Genomic DNA, 19,320 nt, shown 5'->3' with positions numbered 1-19,320 from the left:
CTAGGAGATTGGCTTAGATTTAGGCAATTGCACATAGAAGGTACTACCAATATTTGGAGCGCTTTCAACCCATATTTTACCATGATTTAAGTCAATTAACTCTTTACAAATAGAAAGCCCTAATCCTGTTCCCTTTTCATTATCGGTTCCTAATGTTGAGAATGAACTTTCTTTAAACAATTTGTCCATGTTTTCTTTAGAGATACCAACACCAGAATCTGCAATACTTACAATGGAGCGACCATCATTAATATGATTGGTTATGGTTATGGTATCACCATTTTTACAAAATTTAAGCGCATTAGCAAGTAAATTTTGGACTACGATTTCAAACATGCTTCTATCCGCGTAAGCGAAATCTTTTAAAGAATGATCAATTAAAGTAATGCCTTTACTTTCTAGACGTTGCTCAATAAGTTGCACTTTGCTAGCAAAAACCTCCTGAACATCAAACAAGCTAGGTTTTGGTTCTAAAGATTGCATTTGAGATTTTGACCAGTTAAGCAGATTGAATAATAATAATGAGGCATTATTTGCGTTTTCGCTTAATTCTGGTATAAGGTTGTCGAATTCTTCTCGAGTAAGGGTACCGTCTTTAAGCAAATCTATAAAGCCATTTATTGAAGAGAGCGAATCTCTTAAATCGTGAGAAACAATAGAAAAGAGTTTGTCTTTCACGTTATTTAGGCTTTCCAGGTGCTTTGTTTGTTCTGAAAAAGCTTCATTTTGTAGAGCAATACTCAGATTTTTTTCTTCTAATTCCTTGGTGTATTTAATGGTGCTTTGGCGTTTTAAAAAAGTCAAAATTAGAAAAACAGACACTAAAGTTAAAGCGGCAACCAGGCTATACAATGATAATTTTAAACGGTTTGTATCTTCTGAAGCATCAGATAGCATTCTAACATTTGGTTGTAAATTATTGGTTGCTAGTGAAGTTTCTGAAGGTTCTCGTTCAAAATCTTCTAAAGGAATGAGTAATTTTTCTTTTTGCGCTGCTTTTTCTCCATTAATTTCATGTTTTAATTCGTAATAAGCACGTTGCCAGGTAAAAGCTTTTTCAAAGCGCCTTCTAGTAGAGTCGAGGGATTTCATGAGTTTAAACTGTTTTAATAGTTCTTGTCTATTTCCAGTTTTTTTAGCAATGGTACCAGCTTCAAGAAGTTGTGTTTCTGCTTTCCATAAGGAATTCTTACGAAGGTTTAAATCACCAAGATTATTCAATGTTACTAATAAATCCGATTGGTCTTCTTTAAGCGCATTGATTGTGTAGGCTTCATCTAAATACTTCAATGCTTTATCATAGGCGTTGAACTCTAAATATTCAGCACCAAGTTTTGGGTAAATATGGCCTTTAATGGAGTCGTTAAGCACACCACTAAATTCTGCAATGCTTTCATAAATTTCAATAGCTTTTCGGTGCTCTTTTCGGCTGGAAAATAATTCCGCTAGAATATTTTTGGTCACATAAACCGCATATTGATCATTTAATTGCTCTTGAACTTCTAAGGTTTTTAAATAAAACTCAATGGCTTTATCTGTTGCTCCAATACTGTAATAAGCCTTTGCGAGATTGCTATAGGTTAAATTAAGTTCATGTTTAAGGTGACGTTTTTCTAATTCTCTAATAGCGGAAAGCGTTAAAGGCATACCCTTAGAAAAGTTACCTCTTTTAATTTCAATTAAGCCCATACTATTGTTCACTTTTGCAATACCTAAAGTGTCATTCAGGGTTTTGAATAGGCGTTTAGATTTTTCGTAGCCGCTAATGGCATTAAGATAATCACTCTTTTTTGCATAAATTAAAGCTTTATAATACGTTGTATTCGCTATACCTTGTTTGTGATTTAGGTGATAGGATAATTTTTCACTTTCTAGAATGTATTTATAAGCTTGATCTATTTTATCATTCTCATATAGAGACTTAATAAGTTTTAAAGATAAATTGATTTTTAAGGAATCTTGATTTTGGAAAGCTAATTGTAAGGCGAGACTGTCTATGTCATCGGACTGAGCGTGTCCAATACAAATAGAAAAAAATACTATTGTTAAAAAAATTAATCGCCTCATATACATGTCAAAAACAACTTAAAATAATGCTATAATGAGGTCTTAGATTTGAGGAAAATAAGACAGCTTTATTTAGCTGTAATTGTTTGTTATTTAATGTTTTCCAATAAATTGGAGGTAATAGCTTTACATAACAAAAATTGTAAAAAGCCTTATTAAAAGCTAATTTTTAGGTTTTAATACCAAATAATTAGATGAATGGGGGTTTTCTGATAATTGAAATTTCAAGGAATAGACGAACGGTTAATTATCCGGAAAAACAGCACCATATAATTGTGAATATTGCAGCTTTAAAAGGGGTATTAGTTTAAATAAGCGCAAAGTAAAAAGCTGTTTTTTCAGTTTAAAGCTTTTTCGTTTTTGGTAGAAAAACTTGCTATCTTTGCAGGCTTAAAATACAATACAAAATGAACCTTCAGGACACTTTATCAAATTTCGTAAAACAAGCGGTAAAAGCAGATTTTAATGTTGAATTAGAAACTGTAGAATTTCAAGCGACAAGAAAAGAATTTGCTGGTGATATCACCGTTGTTATCTTCCCAATGTTACGTTTTATAAAGGGGAATCCTGTGCAGATTGGTGAAACTATAGGTCAGTATTTGGTTAAAGAAGTTGAAGATGTGAAAGCGTTTAACGTGGTTAAAGGTTTTTTAAATGTTGAAATCAACGATTCGTACTATACTAATTTCTTTAATAGTATTAAAGCAGATGAAAAATTCGGATTTGTAGCTCCAAGTCCAAAGGATAAAGCCATTATGGTTGAATATTCTTCACCGAACACCAATAAACCACTGCATTTAGGTCACGTTAGAAATAACCTATTAGGATACAGTGTTGCTGAAATTTTAAAAGCTTCAGGTAAAAAGGTATACAAAACACAAATTATTAACGACCGTGGTATTCATATTTGTAAAAGTATGTTAGCTTGGCAACGTTTTGGAAATGATGAAACTCCAGAAAGTACTGGCTTGAAAGGGGATAAGCTAGTAGGTAACTATTATGTGAAGTTCGATCAAGAATATAAAAAGGAAATTGAAAGTTTAGTTGCTGAAGGACAATCCGTTGAAGACGCAAAAAAAAACGCACCACTTTTATTGGCCGCTCAAGAGATGCTGCTTAAATGGGAAGCAGGAGATGAAAACGTTGTTGCGCTTTGGAGCAAAATGAACACTTGGGTCTATGATGGTTTTGATATCACATACACAAATTTAGGTGTCGATTTTGATAATTTATATTACGAAAGTAATACGTACTTATTAGGAAAGGAGTTTGTTGAACAAGGGTTGCAATCTGGTGTATTTCAAAAGGAAGATGATGGTTCGGTATGGTGTGATTTAACCGAAGAAGGATTGGATAAGAAAATTGTTCAGCGTTCAGACGGTACGGCTGTTTATATGACTCAAGATATTGGTACTGCGATTCAGCGTATTAAGGATTATCCAGATGTTGGTGGTATGGTTTACACTGTAGGAAACGAGCAAGATTATCATTTTCAAGTTCTATTTTTAATTCTGAAAAAACTAGGTTTCGACTGGGCTAAAAACTTATACCATTTAAGTTATGGTATGGTAGATTTGCCTAGCGGAAAAATGAAAAGTAGAGAAGGAACTGTTGTTGATGCCGACGATTTAATAGACGATATGGCTAACACCGCTGAAGAAATTTCGGAAGAATTAGGAAAACTGGACGGTTATACAAATGATGAGAAAAAAGAGCTTTATAAAACCATAGGTTTAGGGGCACTAAAATATTACATCTTAAAAGTAGATCCTAAAAAACGCATCTTATTCGATCCTAAGGAGTCTATCGATTTTCAAGGGAATACAGGCCCTTTTATTCAGTATACTTATGCTAGAATCCAGTCTATATTAAGAAAAGCAGATTTAACTTCAGAAGTTACTGGTATAACAGAATTACACCCTAAAGAAAAGGAGTTGATTAAACAAATTCAATTGTTTCCAGAAGTGGTACAAAGTGCTGCCGATAATCATAGCCCTGCTTTAATTGCAAATTATACCTACGAGTTGGTGAAGGAGTTTAATTCTTTTTACCAAAATGTTTCTATTCTAGGAGCCGATAATGAAAACGAAAAAGCGTTGAGAGTACACCTATCAAATACTGTAGCTAATACCATTAAAAACGGATTTAGTTTACTAGGGATTCAAGTACCAGCACGTATGTAATTATAATTGGTATTATTCTATAATTATTTCATGAACGGCTATAGCGGTTATCCAGCCCTCGAATGGGGTTTGGGCACTAGAAATGATTTCGCCAGTTCGTGTACTGTTTTGATTAATCGCGTTTAGATCGGACACGGTGATTATTTTGTTGTCTACAAATGATAAACAATAGGTTCCTGAGGTTGCTATTTCCGTCATTTGTGACTCCGATTTTGTTGTTAAGTTTAATTTAACAACAGGTGCCGTTTCAGAGTAACGTAAGTAATATAGGGAGTTATCATCAATGGCAATATCAGAAATCGTTAAAGCGGTGTTTTCTGTATCGATTGTTTCAACTAAAGCACCATTTTTTTGCATTTTGTAAATGCTATTCTCATTAGAATAAAAGATGAAATTATCTTGTACGGCGATGCCTTCCGTTATAATATTAGGGATTTCAGCTATAATTTCCCCAGTATCCGGGTTGAGTTGGTAAAGTGATTCATTTTCACCAATGCCTCCAACCCAAAGCGATTCACCATCATAAGCAAGCGCATGAGGAGACTTTAAACTTTTAGGCAACTTTAGTTCCAATTCGATAATTCCTGTACTTTCATTGTACAGATATATACCTGGTTTTTGATAGCTTTTATGTGTTAAAACCCACCACTTGTACTCTGAGTTTAAGGTCGTCTCGTCTTCGGGGGTAATAGAATAGTCAGGAACATTCCTATTGCAAGACGTGAGTAATATACATGTAAACGTTATAGGAATTAATATTTTGAAAATCTTCATAAACACGATTCGTTCAATTTGTAATTTTATATTTTAACCACTTTATGTACTTCTTTTTCTCCGCCAAATAGTATAACGAACAAATATACGCCACTACTGAAATGACCCAAATTAAGCGTTATTTTACCTTCATCTACAAGATCTGTTCTGTCTATTAGCAAAACACCCGAAGCGTTATAAATTCTGTATGAAATACTCTCAACACGTTCAACACCAGTAATGTTAACCATGTCTTTAAAAGGGTTGGGGTAAACCAGCCATTTTTTATCATCGCCTAAAGGGTTACTTGTAATAGGAACACAGCCATTAGAAATGTTGTAGACACTTTTTACAAGGTCGTCGATTTTTAATTCATTAAAACTCTGGTTTAGGGAGTTATTAAAAAAAGTAGCGTCTATAACGGCATTATCGGCACCAATAAAATCCTGAAGTAGTGTAGCGAATGTTTGACGGTAGTCATACTGCACTGTTTTTAATTGGTAGTTATTATTGCTAGTCGCTTCAGTAAGATCGGGATTTGTTCCTGAAACACCACCTTTTACAGGTTTTCCAAAAACAAACATGGGGGCAATTTCACCATGGTCTGTTCCCATATTTCCATTTTCTTTTGCTTTTCTACCAAATTCCGAAAAGGTAAGGCCCACAACATCTTCAGAAAGGTTTTGTGAATCTAAATCGGTTATAAAAGCTTCGATACTATCTGATAAACTAGACAGTAAATCGTGGTGTTTTCCGGTAACATTTCCTAAATCTTGTACTTGCGAATCGTGCGTATCAAACCCAGAAATACGAACCATGTAAATCTTGGTTTCTAGGTCACCACTTATTAACCGAGCTACGGTTTTAAGTTGATTGGACAAATCGGTGTCTGGGTAGGTTACATCGTTTTGCCCCTTGTTGAATGCAGCCGATATGTATTGCGCATACGTATTTGTTAGGGCATCGGTGTTTGTTAAATATCTTAATTGATCACCATAATCGGAATCTGGAATATTTAATGGTGGCTCACCACCCAAACCATTTAAAATGGAGTAAAAACCAGCTGGATCTTGTCTGGTAAGGTTAATGGAAAGGCCGTGGGCATCTTCACCGTGAAACCCTAAAGAAGTTTTGTTGGAACCAATTTGGATTCCTAAAGGAAACGATTCTACAACCAAATCGGAATAATAGCGTTCCATAAAGCGCCCCATCCAGCCCGTGTCGCTACCATTAAGTAAACTATTGCCATCGTTGCCTGTTAAATATAAATCGGTGGAAGAAAAATGACTTTTATTTTGCCTTGGGTATCCAACCGATTGTAAAACACGAACCCATCCCTTGTCGTATAACGATTTCATTCCTTTAAGAGCGGGGTTTAACCCAATCTGTTGGTTTTCTGGAAGGGTGCTGTCTAATGAAATGTATTTATTGGTTCCCGAAATAGGAACTTTTATTGTTGGTCTTAAATTACTGTAAGCGTCATATTGATTTAACGGAATTACTGTGTTTAAACCATCGTTACCTCCAGCTAAATTTATTAATACCAGTTTTCTATTTGAAATATCCGGACAATCAAAATAAGGGGTAAAAGTTTTTAAAGCAGCTTGTAATTGAATTGGTGTTAAACCAATAACAGATGCAGAAGCCGAAAGTTTTATAAAATTACGTCTATTCATAGTTTACATTAATTGAAATTCGGCAGCGTTTACCATAGCTGTGATTAAAGCGTCTAATCTTGTTTTTACGGTGGTACTGTCATTAGAACTTAAATATTTGTTCCAAGCGCCAGTCCAGTAATAATCAGGAAACTCTTCATCAACCAAATAGCTTTTAAAATAGTTTGTTCGATCGGTATCTATAGATTCTGGATAGAGTAAATCGGCCAGTTCTGTAATTAGTAAATTGGGGTCGCTTGCATCTGGAATATTATTTTTCACAAATAAAACGGTGTCTAGGATAGTAAAAATAGAACCATTACTAATGGTGTTTTCACCAAAGATCAAGCTCTCTATAAGGCGGTAGCGTCCAATAATGGTATTGGAAGAAAACCAGTTTCTGTCGTAATGTGGTTCTTGATAATATGCGGGGTATCCAGCAACTTCTTCAGGACTAAACAGGTAGGTTCCTGCGAATGGAAAATAGGTGTTATGAATAAACTTATAGAAAAACGCGTTATAATAAGTTAAGGCGCTTGATGTTGGGTTAGGGATATTGACCTGAAACATCGCGCATATTTCAGAAAGTAATTGCAACGGACTTTTAATTATGCTTCCGATAATGTTGTCGGTGCTATCGCTATCATCGGTGTCATAAAAGTGCTCGCTAGAAAGTAGCGTTTTTACCACTGGCAGAATTTCATAATCATTCGCAATTAATTGTTGAGATAATGGTGTGATGATGTCGTTTTCAACCTCTTCATTCCAGGTGCTTTTTACAAAATAACGATAGAGTTTTCTGCAATAGGCTTTTGCGGTTTCAGGCTGTGCAAATACCATATCTACAAAATCGCTTAACTCGTCAAGGATTGTATCTGGTGTACCACGGCCGGTAATGGTTGTATTGTTAAAGGCTTCGGTAAACGTTTTGTTTTCAGGATCGTGCAATTCATAATTTATATATCCTGTAGGGAAACCTGTTTCGGGGTCAATAATACTACGCGTTTTATCAACTTTGTATCCTGAAAGTACTCTTGTGGCCTGCTGAATATCATCTTCAGTGTAATTCGTGTAGTTTCCTTCTCCAATTTGCTTCCCTTCTAAAATGGTAAACAGCTCGAAAAACTCTCTCGCATAATTTTCATTGGGGTTGTTTTTATTATTTCTTGTATTGTCTAAATAAACCAACATGGCATTATCCATCGTGATTTTTTTTGCTACCGTTTTAATGTTTCCGTAGGCATAAAAATCTAACAATCTTAAGTAGTCATAATAGTATGAGGAGGGGCCAGCACCATCATCTTTAGCCACATTAAAACAGGTGTGTAGAAAAAAAGACAATTTATGCTTTAGGCTGGTTTCGCTCATAGCGTTGTACCACCACCATCCAGCTACGAGTCCGCGCTTTCTACTTTCATTTTCAAAAGAATCTGGAGCAGCTCCCGAGGAGGTCCAAAACCCATCAGGATTACCTGTAGGCAGTGGGTCGTAAGGTTCTGCTAAAGCATTAGTTGTTGGAGTCGTTAGGCTGTCGATAATATTGGCAGGTGTCATACCAATAAATGCATCTAACTGATTTTTGGAGTAATTAAACGTAGTTCGCCTAAGTAAATGTTTGGTTTTTCTTAGGTCTAAATTACTGTTTAGCGGATTTAGGGACGCCATAAAGTATGTTTGTTATAAAATGTAGGTTGTTTGGTTTGGTAGCGAAAGGTAGCTTTTTATTTACTAATAATTAACTTTTAGCCATGATTTTGGTGTTTCATCTATAAAAAGTTGTCTTTGCAATGCCCTTTTAAACGATGTAAATGTGTTTTTATTTTTAAAAGTCAAATAAAAGGTAGAAGTAATCATAGGTATCGAATCGTTAGCTTGGGGTTTTTCTAAATACGTTTTATTATGCACTTTAGCCTTCCAAACTTCTATAATTACACATCAAATTACTAAATTTGCATTTCTTAAAATTTCAAGAGTATTATGTTTAATAATTTAAGTGATAAATTAGATAAAGCTTTACACGTTCTTAAAGGGCATGGAAGTATTACAGAAGTAAACGTTGCTGAAACTTTAAAAGAAGTAAGACGAGCGCTTTTAGATGCCGATGTTAACTTCAAGATCGCTAAACAATTTACCAACACTGTTAAAGAAAAAGCATTAGGTCAAGACGTTTTAACTACGCTTCAGCCTGGGCAATTAATGGTAAAAATTGTAAAAGATGAGTTAACCCAACTTATGGGGGGTGATGCTGAAGGTCTTAATCTTTCTGGTACGCCAAGTATTATTTTGATGTCTGGTTTACAGGGGTCTGGTAAAACAACCTTTTCTGGTAAGCTTGCTAATTATCTTAAAAATAAAAAAACTAAGAAGCCATTATTAGTGGCTTGTGATGTTTACCGTCCTGCAGCGATCGATCAGTTACATGTGGTTGGTGAGCAAATCGGTGTTGAGGTTTTTAGTGATAAAGGAAATAATGATCCCGTTGCTATTTCTCAAGCGGCGATTGCCCATGCGAAAGCAAACGGACATAATGTAGTAATTATTGATACCGCAGGTCGTTTAGCCGTTGATGAGGCGATGATGACCGAAATATCAAACATCCATAAAGCCATTCAACCACAAGAAACCTTGTTTGTAGTAGATTCTATGACAGGGCAAGACGCGGTTAATACGGCGAAAGCCTTTAACGATGTCCTCAATTTTGACGGGGTGATCCTTACCAAATTAGATGGTGATACTCGTGGTGGTGCAGCTATTTCTATTAAATCTGTAGTCGATAAACCTATTAAGTTTATTGGTACAGGGGAAAAAATGGAAGCGATTGATGTGTTCTATCCTTCTCGTATGGCAGACCGTATTCTTGGAATGGGGGATGTTGTTTCCTTAGTTGAACGTGCTCAAGAACAGTTTGATGAGGTTGAGGCCAGAAAGCTTCAGAAGAAAATTGCAAAGAACCAATTTGGTTTTGATGATTTCTTAAGTCAGATTCAGCAAATCAAGAAAATGGGGAACATGAAAGACCTTATGGGGATGATTCCTGGTGCTGGAAAAATGATGAAAGATATCGATATCGATGATGATGCTTTTAAGGGTATTGAAGCGATTATCCACTCTATGACACCAAAGGAACGTACTAATCCTGCTATTATAAATGCGAGTAGAAAAAAACGTATAGGTGCTGGTTCTGGAACTTCAGTACAAGAGGTTAATCAACTTTTAAAGCAATTCAACCAAATGAGCAAAATGATGAAGATGATGCAAGGTGGTGGCGGTAAAAAGATGATGCAGATGATGAAGAATATGCGCTAAGTGGGGGTTTTTAGGAGTTAAGTAGAGTAGAGTTGAGGAGTTAAGTAGTTAAGGAGTAGTAAGTACGGTAAAAGTTGTTTAGTTGTAAAGCTGGTTGGGCGTTTTGCTTTTGAATTTTATTAGCAACCACTAAAAGCCAACAACTAATAACTGAAAACCAACAACACATAGAACCATGATCATTTTAGACGGAAAAAAAACGAGTAACGATATTAAAGAAGAAATTGCTGTTGAAGTAGCAGAAATCAAGGCAAATGGAGGAAGAGTTCCTCATCTTGCGGCGATTTTAGTAGGTACTGATGGCGCGAGTATGACTTATGTGAATGCTAAAGTTAAAGCTTGTGAAAAAATTGGTTTTGAATCCACTTTAATTGATTTGCCTGAAGATACTTCGGAAGCTGTGTTGTTACAAAAAATACATGAATTAAATACCAATGATGCTATCGATGGTTTTATCGTGCAATTGCCTTTACCAAAACACATTGATGAGCAAAAAGTATTAATGGCTGTTGATGCCGATAAAGATGTTGATGGCTTTCATCCAACAAACGTGGGTAAAATGGCTTTAGATTTACCTAGCTTTTTACCAGCAACACCTTACGGTATTTTAGAGTTATTAGAACGTTATGAGGTTGAAACTTCAGGGAAGAATGTGGTAGTGATGGGACGTAGCCACATTGTTGGTCGCCCAATGAGTATATTAATGAGTCAGAAACGTAAAGCCGGAGACGCTACGGTAACTGTTGTGCATAGTCGTACTAAAGACCTCGCTGAAATCACTAAGCAAGCCGATATTATCGTTGCTGCTATTGGAATTTCTGAGTTCTTAAAAGGCGATATGGTTAAAGATGGTGTTGTAATTATTGATGTTGGAATTACCCGTGTAGCCGATGAAACTAAAGCTAGAGGTTATAGATTAGCAGGTGATGTGGATTTTGAAAGCGTTAGCCCAAAAGCAAGTTATATTACGCCAGTTCCAGGTGGGGTAGGTCCTATGACTATTGCTATGTTGCTTAAAAATACGTTATTAGCACGCGAGATTCGTAGTTAGTACTTTTAACATATTTGATATTAAAAAAGCCTTATAAATTGAGATTTATAAGGCTTTTTTAGTGTGTTAATATTTGTGGGATTACCGCTTTTTTCGGTTCTGAGTTTTTACAAACTCCTTAGTAGACGTACTAATCAAATCATTAAGTTCCTTAAATTCTTCTTTGGTGAGTTCACGATATTCGCCAATAGGCATATCTAATTTCACATTCATAATTCGAACACGTTTTAAGGTCTGTACTTCGTAGTTTAAATAGTCGCACATACGACGAATTTGACGGTTCAAGCCTTGTGTTAAAATGATTTTGAATTTGTACGTGCTTAGTTTTTCAACAACACATTTTTTGGTGGTTTTATTAAGGTCTTCAATGTGAATACCGCCAGCCATACGCTCAATAAAAGTTTGTGAAATAGGCTTGTCTACTGTCACAATATATTCTTTTTCGTGATTGTTGCTGGCACGAAGAATCTTGTTTACAATATCACCATCATCAGTAAGAAGTATTAAGCCTTCACTGGGTTTATCAAGTCTTCCGATAGGGAAAATACGTTTTTTATAATTAAGGAAATCAATAATATTGTCTTTTTCAACTGATGTATCTGTGGTACAAACTATGCCAACAGGTTTATTAAAAGCTAAGTAAACAAAGCTTTCTTTAGTGTTTTTAATTTCTTGCCCATCAACAGCCACAACATCATTAGGAGTGAGTTTCGTGCCTTTTTCAGGTACAACACCATTTATAGTTACACGATCTGCTTCAATGAGTCTGTCTGCCTCGCGACGTGAGCAATAGCCAACTTCACTTAAAAATTTATTGATACGTTTTAATTGCGGTTCTTCCATAGTGCAAAAATACAATAAATTACGCCTTGAGAAACTCTAAAATGTGTTGATATACGTCGTTAGATTTTAGGCGGTGCCCCAAACCAATTGTTTTTATAAGTTTGGCGTTTTTATAATGACGGTTAATGTCTAGGGCTTCGCGGTAAGAAATGATCTTATCCTTTTTATCATGAATGATGATCCCTCGTGTTTCATTGTTTTTATAGAAATTTTCAGCGCAATAATAACCAGGAAGTTGATTGAAATGCTTTAAATAATAGGCATCTACAGCTTTGGTTACTATTTTATTGAAGCCCATAAAGTTGGCGTAATTTTTCACTGAAATCGCTAAATTTGAAGGCGCTCCCAATAAAACATTCTTTTCAATAACAGGGAGGTTGTGGTTTTCTTGAGCGATAATACTGGCTGTTGCTCCAATAGAATGCCCTATTAAAATACTTGGTTTGTAGGTTTTAACAGCAATATTGATACATTCAGAATAAAGAATGGCGTTAAATATTTTACCGCTAGAAGCACCGTGGGCGGGTGCGTCTAAAGCAATAATGTTGTAATCTTCTTTTTGAAGTAATTCAATTAAATCTTGCCACCTAAAGGCATTGCTTTCCCAACCATGTACTAGTAAAATGGTGTCTTTTGCGCCTTGCCATAAATAAGTTTTTATTGTAATATTTTCAAAAGTTATGGTGTCTTGAATGGCGGTATTTAAAAACGGTTTTTGATCGGCTGTGATTTCGCCTTTTTGAGGTGTGGAAAATAATTTTACAGCTAATTTAGCTGCTTGTTTTGGTTGGAAATAACTAATAGTATTTATTGTTTTTCCAATTAGTTGAGGCAATAATTTACTCATGTATTAATCTTCTCGGTTCACTAAATCTAGAGAAAAAGCTGGTGTGCAAATTGCAATATATTCACAGGCTTCGGCAAAGGGATTTGAGTATTGAACTCTGGTGTTTTTTTCAATTTTAATAGATTGTCCGGCTTCTAAGACCACGGTGTCGTCTTCAATAATAAATTGCTTTTTACCCTTTATGATAAAAGTAAATTCATCGAATTCTGGAGTTTGAAAAGGTTCACTCCAGCCAGAGGGAGCGACCATGTGTGCTATGCTTATTTCAGAATTACCATCGGTGGTGTTTCCAAAATGCTCCTTAATTGTTTTTCCATCGGTTGTTGGAACGCTAAAAGGATTGTTTTGAAGGGTGTATTTTTTTTGTGCCATTTTAAATTGTTTTCAATGAAATACTAGTGGTCTTTCATTGGTTTTTTCTTAATCATACCACCTTTTAAATCTTTTACAATCCCCATAATTATAAAGGCATTTCTATCAATTTTATCAATTTCGGTTTGTAGTTTGGCGAGTTCTAAACGGGTAACCACAGTGTAAATGATATCCTTGTCGTAGCTTTCTCCAGTACTACCAAAACCACCTTTCCCAGCATAAATAGTACAGGCGCGTTGTAATTTTTTGGTGAGCATAATACGGAGTTCTTCATGTTTATTAGAAATTATGGTTACTCCCACATATTCTTCAACACCATCAACTACAAAATCGACAGTTTTAGCAGCAGCCATATAGGTTAAAATTGCATAAAGGGCTGTTTCAATAGAAAGTAAATAGGCACCCACCGAGAAAATCACAATATTTATTAATAACAGAACATCTCCAATGGTAAGCGATAATTTTCGCCCGAGGAAAATAGCTAGTACTTCAGTCCCATCAATAACGCTGCCACCACGCATTGACATTCCAATACCCAGCCCTAAAAAGAAGCCCCCAAAAACCGCAATTAAAAGTTTGTCTTCAGTGACGGTAGGGTATTCAACAAAGTGAACCACTAACGCTAGCATAGCTATGGCGATGATGCTTTTTATAGCAAACTTAGTACCTATGGTTTTAGCCGCTAAAATGATAAAAGGCAGATTAACAATTACAAGTAATACACCCAATTGTAGCGAAGTAACGTGCTCTAGTAATAAAGAAATTCCCGTCGCACCACCATCAATAAATTTGTTTGGAAGTAAAAAGCCTTTTAAGCCAAACCCTGCTGAAAAAACACCGAGAATAATAAAAATATATTCTCTTACGGCATGTGTAAATTCAACTTGTAGAATCCTAACCAAAGGCACTATGTCCCTTTTAGAAACAGGTTTGTCGTCGCTCGTTTTTTTTAGCTTTTTACGAGCGACATCTACAATAAGTTTGGATAAAAACGGGTTCATTTAAATGGTATTAGTTATCCCAATTAAGAAAAAAGTATTTCACTTTTGCTGTATCAGGAATATGTGTTGGATCAAATTTTAAATTCATATCGAATCTTAAATTTGATGGTAATTCCTTTTTGTCAATTGTAAAAGCAGCATTAATTTCGCTTACTGTTACTACTACCGAGTTGATTAAGTTACTGATTTTTGATACTTTGTATTGCTCGTGAATATCTTTAAAAGTACTTATTGAAGATATATTTTTATCGGTTTTAAAACGATTGTCTATAACACGAACATTTGTAATTACCGATGTTGAATCTAAAGCAAATTTCGGTGTTAGGGTAAGTAGTTTATTTCCGCCTTTTTCAAAAATCTCTATGTTGTCTATATTACCAGTAAATTCATCTCCAGCTATAAATTTAACCACCGAATCGTTTGGGAATACCTTTTCTAGGTCTTTGACTTGAGTAGAATCTGTTAATAAGCCAATGTGCTGTTTTGAAATTTCAAATGGATTTTGTTTCTTTCCACAGCTTGATAATAAAAGAGTTAGGGCTAATGTGCCAAATAATAATTTACGCATAGAATTGAGTTATGGTTGTTATTTATAATTGCCAAATATCGTGTTATTTTTTCATGACTTTAGTTAAAATTCCAAAAACACTTCTAATAAAAGTAGCGCTTGTAAGAACCTTCACAATAGGGTTCATAGCAGAACTTCTTGATTTGGTACTTCTTTCTCGTTTTTTAGATGCTGCTTTTTCTAATTTCTCTTGTCCTTGACGCGCTTTTTCTTTGAGTTCTTCAGCTTCGGCTTGTTTAATTTTAATATTAAGCAATTCGTAAGCACTTTCTCGATCTATGGTTTCGTTGTATTTTTTTACCAGTTTAGAATTTTCATATAGTGCACTTAATTCGTTTTCGGTTAGAACATCCATACGACTCATAGGAGCGCGCATCATAGTGGCGGCTAGTGGAGTAGGGCGTCCTTTTTCATCTAATGCGGAAACTAAAGCTTCTCCAATTCCTAGTGAAGTTAAAATGTCTTCGGTGTCATAATAGTCTGAATCTGGATAATTTTGAGCCGTTAATTTAATCGCCTTTCTATCTTTTGCGGTAAATGCTCTTAGAGCATGCTGAATTTTTAGTCCTAACTGACTTAAAACTCCTTCCGGAACATCGGTAGGGTTTTGGGTTACAAAATATAAACCGACACCTTTACTACGAATCAGTTTAACGATGCTTTCAATTTGGTTTAAAAGTGCTTTTGAAGCTTCGTCAAAAATTAAATGGGCTTCATCTATAAAAATAATGAGTTCAGGTTGGTCGCTATCACCTTGTTCTGGAAAAGTAGAATAAATTTCAGCTAACATGCTTAACATGAATGTGGAAAACAACTGTGGTCTATCTTGAATGTCGGTTAATCGAATAATGTTAATGAAGCCGCGCCCGTTTTCATCAATACGAAGTAAATCTTGGGTATCGAAGGAGGTTTCACCAAAAAATAAATCGGCACCTTGTTGTTCCAGTTCTACTATTTTACGAAGTATAGCGCCGGTTGAAGATGTTGAAATTCTTCCGTAGGCTTCATTGAATTCTTCTTTGCCTTCTTGAGTGGCGTATTGCAATATTTTCTTGAAATCTTTTAAATCTAATAGCGGTAATTTGTTATTGTCGCAATATTGAAAAATAACCGAAACAATGCCTGATTGCGTTTCCGATAAATCTAAAATTCGAGATAAAAGTACGGGCCCAAATTCACTAACGGTAGCTCTTAAACGAATGCCGTCTTGTTCCGATAAGGTTAAAACTTCCACCGGAAACCCTTTAGGTTCAAAAGGCAGACCTATTTTTTCATGACGCTCGGTAATTTTAGGATGCCCCGGACTTGGTTTTGCTAGTCCGCTCAAGTCTCCTTTAATATCCATTAGTAAAACAGGCACCCCTTTGTCACTTAAATTTTCAGCCACGACCTGAAGCGATTTTGTTTTCCCTGTTCCTGTAGCTCCAGCAATTAAACCATGGCGGTTCATAGTTTTTAAAGGGATTTTTACATGTGCGTTTGTAATGGTTTCACCATCCAACATGGCAGCCCCAACGGTAATGAAATCGCCTTTAGTTTGGTTGCTGTCGTTTATGTATTTTAAAAAAGTATCCTTGGTTGTCATTGGTTATGTTTTGTATAAAAATACAGGAAAAATGAAGAATGAAAAAATAAGTTTTACCGGGCTTAAAAGCAGGCTTATTGGGGTGAAATAATTTGAAATCTAAAAGCGTATTTTATTGGCGTAATTTTAAAGGAGAGCTGGTATTATACGTATCTTTGCAAACTTATGAGAGAAGAGATAAAATCACAGGTTGAAAAAGGTGAGATGCTACCGTTAATGGAAGAGTTTTACACCATTCAAGGGGAAGGATTTCATAAAGGAACCGCGGCTTATTTCATTAGAGTTGGTGGTTGCGATGTGGGTTGCCATTGGTGTGATGTTAAGGAAAGCTGGAATGCAGAATTGCACCCGCCCACCAAAACGACTAAAATTGTTGAAAATGCTGCCAAGTATAGTGATACTATTGTAGTAACGGGAGGTGAGCCTTTAACTTGGGATATGACAGCCCTAACGACGCAATTAAAAGCGAAAGGACTGCAAGTGCATATTGAAACCTCGGGAGCTTATAAATTAACAGGTGTTTGGGATTGGATTTGCTTATCTCCTAAAAAAATGAAGTTGCCCACTCAAGAGGTTTATGACCAAGCTCATGAGTTAAAAGTGATTGTTTATAATAAAGATGATTTTCGCTTCGCGGAAGAGCAAGCAGCCCAAGTTAATAAAAATTGTATCTTATATTTGCAACCAGAGTGGAGCAAACGTGATAAAGTGGTTCCAGAAATTGTTGATTATGTAATGGCAAACCCCAAGTGGAAAGTGTCTTTACAAACTCATAAATATTTAAATATTCCTTAAAAAAGTAACTTATGAAACTCTTACGTTTTGGTCGTGATTTTCAACCAGATGAAAAAGTAATTCTAAGAGACTATCTCGCTATCGAACGTACACGATTAGCCAACGAACGGACCTTGTTATCATACATTAGGTCGTCGTTATATTTGCTAATTGGCGCTTTTGCCTTTTTCGAACTTAAAGGCTATCCAAATTTTAAATACTTTGCTTTAGTGTGTTTGGTATTTTGCATCCTATTTTTAGTGATTGGTGTGATGCGTTTTCGATTGCTTAAAAAAAGCCTGAAGACATTGTATTATATGTCTGAGAAGGAGCGAGATAAATAGCTTTTTACTGGACTGTACAAAGTAAAAAAGCCTCAGAATCTCTTCTGAAGCTTTAAATTTATAGGTTGAAAGCTCTTATTTTGTAAAAGGCACAGAAACTCTTGTTTTGTCCCAAGCCAGGTATAATGTACCATCTTTATCAAAAGCCATTGAAAACGCTTCAATAGACTCTTTGTCGGTACTTACCTTTCCTTGAACACGAACGACATCATTAGCTTCATTATATGCGTATGCACCCCAAACGTTCACGTCTTTACTTAAAATTATGGTCCATGCAGATTCTCCAGGAATTGTAAATAATGAATATTCTCCAGCTTTAACCGTTTTACCGTCAACTTTCATGTCTTTGTAAAAAGTAACCACTGGTGCTTCATTGGCCCCCGTTCTCCAAACTTTATCGTTAGGTGCTAATTTACTTAGTTCACGACCTTTAAGTTGGGGTCTGCTATATACGATTTTCACTGCTTTGTTAGGCTCTTTATTACTTGTAGGGAATGCTGTAACATCTAACGGACTCTTATCTAGTTTAGCAAATTTTTGAGCATTTACGTTTGTAGACAATAGCAGCAAGCATATAAAAGTAAGGCTTGTAATAAAAGTTGATTTTTTCATAATGGATTTTTTTAATTCAGTTTTTAAAGTTAAATCGAAATTCTCTTAATGAATTTGTAAAAGTTGGATTGAGATGTTAAAGTTTACAAGGTTGGCTTCGGGTGACTTTAAAATATAAAGTGCTTCCTTTTTTATTTGATGCTTTCTAGTAATTTCAACTTTTCATCAAAAAGCTGAGACCTTTTTTTTCCCATAGGTTCATCATTTATAGCTTTCTCAATTTCAATAAATTTATTGGCAAAATCATAAAAGGTTTGACTTGTGGTAAAGTTTTCTAGCCAGATATAAAAATCACTTAATTCTTCTTGGTCTTTTGAATAGATTAAGTGTTCTATTAGGCTTGAATATTCCCAATTCGAACTTTCATTTTTGTTAAATTCAAGCATGTCCTTTCCTAAAAACACATCAATTAAATAAGTGTTAGAGCAGAATGTTTCCAAAGCTTTTTTTTCGGCTTCTTTAACTTTTTTCTTTTTGAACAATGTAATAGTCCATTCAAAAAGAAAAATGGGGTACCCAGAGTCTTCCTCAAAATTTTTATTAAACCAATTAAAATATCTCATAGCCCCAGAGTAATCGTTTATTTCTAAATAAAATTGTGGCGGTAAATACCGTAGGCCTTGTCCGTCATGGTAATATCCGCCCCAATGCTTTTTGTCTGCCGCAAGTGCACGTTTAATTTTCTTAATTTTATTTTGAATTCTTTCTATTTGCTTGGGTGTCATTTTTAGATATGAAAATTTATAGGGTTTTCGCAGGATTAAATCATATAGCTACTTATGCAACTTGCTCCTTTTTTTATCGCTTTAATTTTTTTCTTGGTTTCTCCTTTAGGCTCAAGGTCGTGAAATTTACCTTCATCTGTATCTGGAATTCTTATTAATTCAATTTTAGATTCCGCTAGTTGATTTAACTCCCTTTTTGATAATAAGAATGAAAATGAATACGTAGAATAGTTTTGACTACGTGATGTCGTCATAGACATGCCTCCAAAGGCACCAAAGGAATTGGATGCATAGCTTATTAGTTCTAATTTGGGGATAGCTTTTCTGTTGGTTTTCAAATTTAAAATAGTTCCATTTTCAAGTTTAAAAAGCACTTCGGAGTTTTCATTAAATTCAAAATTTCTTTCACCTATATAGCTGAAAGTGATTTCAAATGCGACAGCTTCATCTACAATTTCAAAGTAAACGGTTTTAAACTCGTAGTTAAAAAAAGTTTTATTTACCGAAGTGAAAGGATCTGTTTCGTTTTTACATTTTTGCGATAAACAGGTCGATGTTATTACCGCAAATGAAAAAAGTAGTAAATATTTTTTTAGCATTTGGATTATTCAGATTGTTGAAAAGCGAATTTAAT

The 19,320-nt window shown here is 35.2% G+C and carries 18 protein-coding genes; 5 read left to right on the top strand and 13 right to left on the bottom strand.

Annotated features, from left to right (window positions below; translation table 11 throughout):
* The gene (locus KO493_RS01940; RefSeq protein ID WP_216066263.1) at positions 1 to 2,067 is read right to left on the bottom strand and encodes a tetratricopeptide repeat-containing sensor histidine kinase; all 2,067 of its coding nucleotides are present in this window, start codon (positions 2,065 to 2,067) and stop codon (positions 1 to 3) included.
* Positions 2,068 to 2,474: 407 nt separating this feature from the next.
* Between KO493_RS01940 and argS the strand changes: the two genes are divergently transcribed.
* Positions 2,475 to 4,250 carry an arginine--tRNA ligase gene (gene argS, locus KO493_RS01935; protein WP_216066262.1) on the top strand — a complete coding sequence of 592 codons (1,776 nt, stop codon included), beginning with the start codon at positions 2,475 to 2,477 and terminating at the stop codon, positions 4,248 to 4,250.
* A 12-nt stretch (positions 4,251 to 4,262) separates the two neighbouring features.
* On the opposite strand, the gene KO493_RS01930 is transcribed toward argS, so the two are convergent.
* From KO493_RS01930 to KO493_RS01920, 3 genes are read right to left on the bottom strand one after another with little or no spacing between them, the layout of a single operon-like run.
* Positions 4,263 to 5,024, bottom strand: a complete 762-nt coding sequence (locus KO493_RS01930) for a DUF5050 domain-containing protein (protein WP_216066261.1) — start codon at positions 5,022 to 5,024, stop codon at positions 4,263 to 4,265.
* A 26-nt stretch (positions 5,025 to 5,050) separates the two neighbouring features.
* Positions 5,051 to 6,679, bottom strand: coding sequence for a DUF1501 domain-containing protein (locus KO493_RS01925; protein ID WP_216066260.1), 1,629 nt, complete (start codon positions 6,677 to 6,679; stop codon positions 5,051 to 5,053).
* Between the two features lie 3 nt (positions 6,680 to 6,682).
* Complete coding sequence (locus KO493_RS01920; protein WP_216066259.1) at positions 6,683 to 8,323, bottom strand: DUF1800 family protein; 1,641 nt, start codon at positions 8,321 to 8,323, stop codon at positions 6,683 to 6,685.
* A gap of 312 nt (positions 8,324 to 8,635) precedes the next feature.
* Here KO493_RS01920 and ffh point away from each other — a divergent pair, with 312 nt between their 5' ends.
* Together ffh and KO493_RS01910 are read left to right on the top strand one after the other, a co-directional pair.
* Positions 8,636 to 9,964 (top strand): signal recognition particle protein, encoded by a 1,329-nt coding sequence (gene ffh / locus KO493_RS01915; protein ID WP_216066258.1) that lies wholly within the window; start codon positions 8,636 to 8,638, stop codon positions 9,962 to 9,964.
* A gap of 175 nt (positions 9,965 to 10,139) precedes the next feature.
* On the top strand, positions 10,140 to 11,015 hold the full coding sequence (locus KO493_RS01910; RefSeq protein ID WP_216066257.1) for a bifunctional 5,10-methylenetetrahydrofolate dehydrogenase/5,10-methenyltetrahydrofolate cyclohydrolase: 876 nt from the start codon (positions 10,140 to 10,142) through the stop codon (positions 11,013 to 11,015).
* Between the two features lie 81 nt (positions 11,016 to 11,096).
* On the opposite strand, the gene KO493_RS01905 is transcribed toward KO493_RS01910, so the two are convergent.
* Genes KO493_RS01905 through KO493_RS01880 form a run of 6 tightly spaced genes read right to left on the bottom strand, consistent with a single transcriptional unit; the run spans position 11,097 to position 16,231 of the window.
* Entirely contained in the window at positions 11,097 to 11,858 is a 762-nt protein-coding gene (locus KO493_RS01905; protein ID WP_216066256.1) for a pseudouridine synthase, read from the bottom strand.
* A 19-nt stretch (positions 11,859 to 11,877) separates the two neighbouring features.
* Complete coding sequence (locus tag KO493_RS01900) at positions 11,878 to 12,705, bottom strand: alpha/beta hydrolase (protein WP_216066255.1); 828 nt, start codon at positions 12,703 to 12,705, stop codon at positions 11,878 to 11,880.
* Between the two features lie 3 nt (positions 12,706 to 12,708).
* On the bottom strand, positions 12,709 to 13,077 hold the full coding sequence (locus KO493_RS01895) for a cupin domain-containing protein (RefSeq protein ID WP_216066254.1): 369 nt from the start codon (positions 13,075 to 13,077) through the stop codon (positions 12,709 to 12,711).
* A gap of 23 nt (positions 13,078 to 13,100) precedes the next feature.
* Positions 13,101 to 14,078 carry a YitT family protein gene (locus KO493_RS01890; RefSeq protein WP_216066253.1) on the bottom strand — a complete coding sequence of 326 codons (978 nt, stop codon included), beginning with the start codon at positions 14,076 to 14,078 and terminating at the stop codon, positions 13,101 to 13,103.
* A gap of 10 nt (positions 14,079 to 14,088) precedes the next feature.
* The gene (locus tag KO493_RS01885; protein WP_216066252.1) at positions 14,089 to 14,646 is read right to left on the bottom strand and encodes a hypothetical protein; all 558 of its coding nucleotides are present in this window, start codon (positions 14,644 to 14,646) and stop codon (positions 14,089 to 14,091) included.
* A gap of 43 nt (positions 14,647 to 14,689) precedes the next feature.
* Positions 14,690 to 16,231, bottom strand: a complete 1,542-nt coding sequence (locus KO493_RS01880) for a helicase HerA-like domain-containing protein (RefSeq protein WP_216066251.1) — start codon at positions 16,229 to 16,231, stop codon at positions 14,690 to 14,692.
* Positions 16,232 to 16,396: 165 nt separating this feature from the next.
* Between KO493_RS01880 and KO493_RS01875 the strand changes: the two genes are divergently transcribed.
* Together KO493_RS01875 and KO493_RS01870 are read left to right on the top strand one after the other, a co-directional pair.
* The gene (locus KO493_RS01875) at positions 16,397 to 17,026 is read left to right on the top strand and encodes a 7-carboxy-7-deazaguanine synthase QueE (protein WP_216066250.1); all 630 of its coding nucleotides are present in this window, start codon (positions 16,397 to 16,399) and stop codon (positions 17,024 to 17,026) included.
* Between the two features lie 11 nt (positions 17,027 to 17,037).
* On the top strand, positions 17,038 to 17,349 hold the full coding sequence (locus KO493_RS01870; protein ID WP_216066249.1) for a DUF202 domain-containing protein: 312 nt from the start codon (positions 17,038 to 17,040) through the stop codon (positions 17,347 to 17,349).
* A gap of 75 nt (positions 17,350 to 17,424) precedes the next feature.
* Here KO493_RS01870 and KO493_RS01865 read toward each other — a convergent pair whose 3' ends face one another.
* From KO493_RS01865 to KO493_RS01855, 3 genes are all read right to left on the bottom strand, one after another.
* Positions 17,425 to 17,961: a DUF2911 domain-containing protein gene (locus tag KO493_RS01865; protein WP_216066248.1), complete on the bottom strand. Its 537-nt coding sequence runs from the start codon at positions 17,959 to 17,961 to the stop codon at positions 17,425 to 17,427.
* Between the two features lie 131 nt (positions 17,962 to 18,092).
* A complete protein-coding gene (locus KO493_RS01860) occupies positions 18,093 to 18,686 on the bottom strand; it encodes a hypothetical protein (RefSeq protein WP_216066247.1) in 594 nt (197 codons plus the stop codon).
* Positions 18,687 to 18,721: 35 nt separating this feature from the next.
* Positions 18,722 to 19,285, bottom strand: a complete 564-nt coding sequence (locus KO493_RS01855) for a hypothetical protein (RefSeq protein WP_216066246.1) — start codon at positions 19,283 to 19,285, stop codon at positions 18,722 to 18,724.
* Positions 19,286 to 19,320 lie beyond the last annotated feature (35 nt).

Origin of the sequence: Pseudotamlana agarivorans (genome assembly GCF_018860245.1) — a bacterium.
GTDB classification, from domain to species: Bacteria; Bacteroidota; Bacteroidia; order Flavobacteriales; family Flavobacteriaceae; genus Pseudotamlana; species Pseudotamlana agarivorans_A.
The sequence above is the reverse complement of the archived record's forward strand: the minus strand, read 5'-3'. Positions and strand labels throughout refer to the sequence as shown.

Coding starts and splice junctions, on each gene's coding strand:
- KO493_RS01860 (WP_216066247.1), bottom strand. CDS start 18,686: ATGACACCCAAGCAAATAGAAAGAATTCAAAATAAAATTAAGAAAATT.
- KO493_RS01900 (WP_216066255.1), bottom strand. CDS start 12,705: ATGAGTAAATTATTGCCTCAACTAATTGGAAAAACAATAAATACTATT.
- KO493_RS01855 (WP_216066246.1), bottom strand. CDS start 19,285: ATGCTAAAAAAATATTTACTACTTTTTTCATTTGCGGTAATAACATCG.
- KO493_RS01890 (WP_216066253.1), bottom strand. CDS start 14,078: ATGAACCCGTTTTTATCCAAACTTATTGTAGATGTCGCTCGTAAAAAG.
- KO493_RS01875 (WP_216066250.1), top strand. CDS start 16,397: ATGAGAGAAGAGATAAAATCACAGGTTGAAAAAGGTGAGATGCTACCG.
- KO493_RS01920 (WP_216066259.1), bottom strand. CDS start 8,323: ATGGCGTCCCTAAATCCGCTAAACAGTAATTTAGACCTAAGAAAAACC.
- KO493_RS01895 (WP_216066254.1), bottom strand. CDS start 13,077: ATGGCACAAAAAAAATACACCCTTCAAAACAATCCTTTTAGCGTTCCA.
- KO493_RS01910 (WP_216066257.1), top strand. CDS start 10,140: ATGATCATTTTAGACGGAAAAAAAACGAGTAACGATATTAAAGAAGAA.
- KO493_RS01905 (WP_216066256.1), bottom strand. CDS start 11,858: ATGGAAGAACCGCAATTAAAACGTATCAATAAATTTTTAAGTGAAGTT.
- KO493_RS01880 (WP_216066251.1), bottom strand. CDS start 16,231: ATGACAACCAAGGATACTTTTTTAAAATACATAAACGACAGCAACCAA.
- KO493_RS01925 (WP_216066260.1), bottom strand. CDS start 6,679: ATGAATAGACGTAATTTTATAAAACTTTCGGCTTCTGCATCTGTTATT.
- KO493_RS01940 (WP_216066263.1), bottom strand. CDS start 2,067: ATGAGGCGATTAATTTTTTTAACAATAGTATTTTTTTCTATTTGTATT.
- KO493_RS01865 (WP_216066248.1), bottom strand. CDS start 17,961: ATGAAAAAATCAACTTTTATTACAAGCCTTACTTTTATATGCTTGCTG.
- ffh (WP_216066258.1), top strand. CDS start 8,636: ATGTTTAATAATTTAAGTGATAAATTAGATAAAGCTTTACACGTTCTT.
- KO493_RS01930 (WP_216066261.1), bottom strand. CDS start 5,024: ATGAAGATTTTCAAAATATTAATTCCTATAACGTTTACATGTATATTA.
- KO493_RS01885 (WP_216066252.1), bottom strand. CDS start 14,646: ATGCGTAAATTATTATTTGGCACATTAGCCCTAACTCTTTTATTATCA.
- argS (WP_216066262.1), top strand. CDS start 2,475: ATGAACCTTCAGGACACTTTATCAAATTTCGTAAAACAAGCGGTAAAA.
- KO493_RS01870 (WP_216066249.1), top strand. CDS start 17,038: ATGAAACTCTTACGTTTTGGTCGTGATTTTCAACCAGATGAAAAAGTA.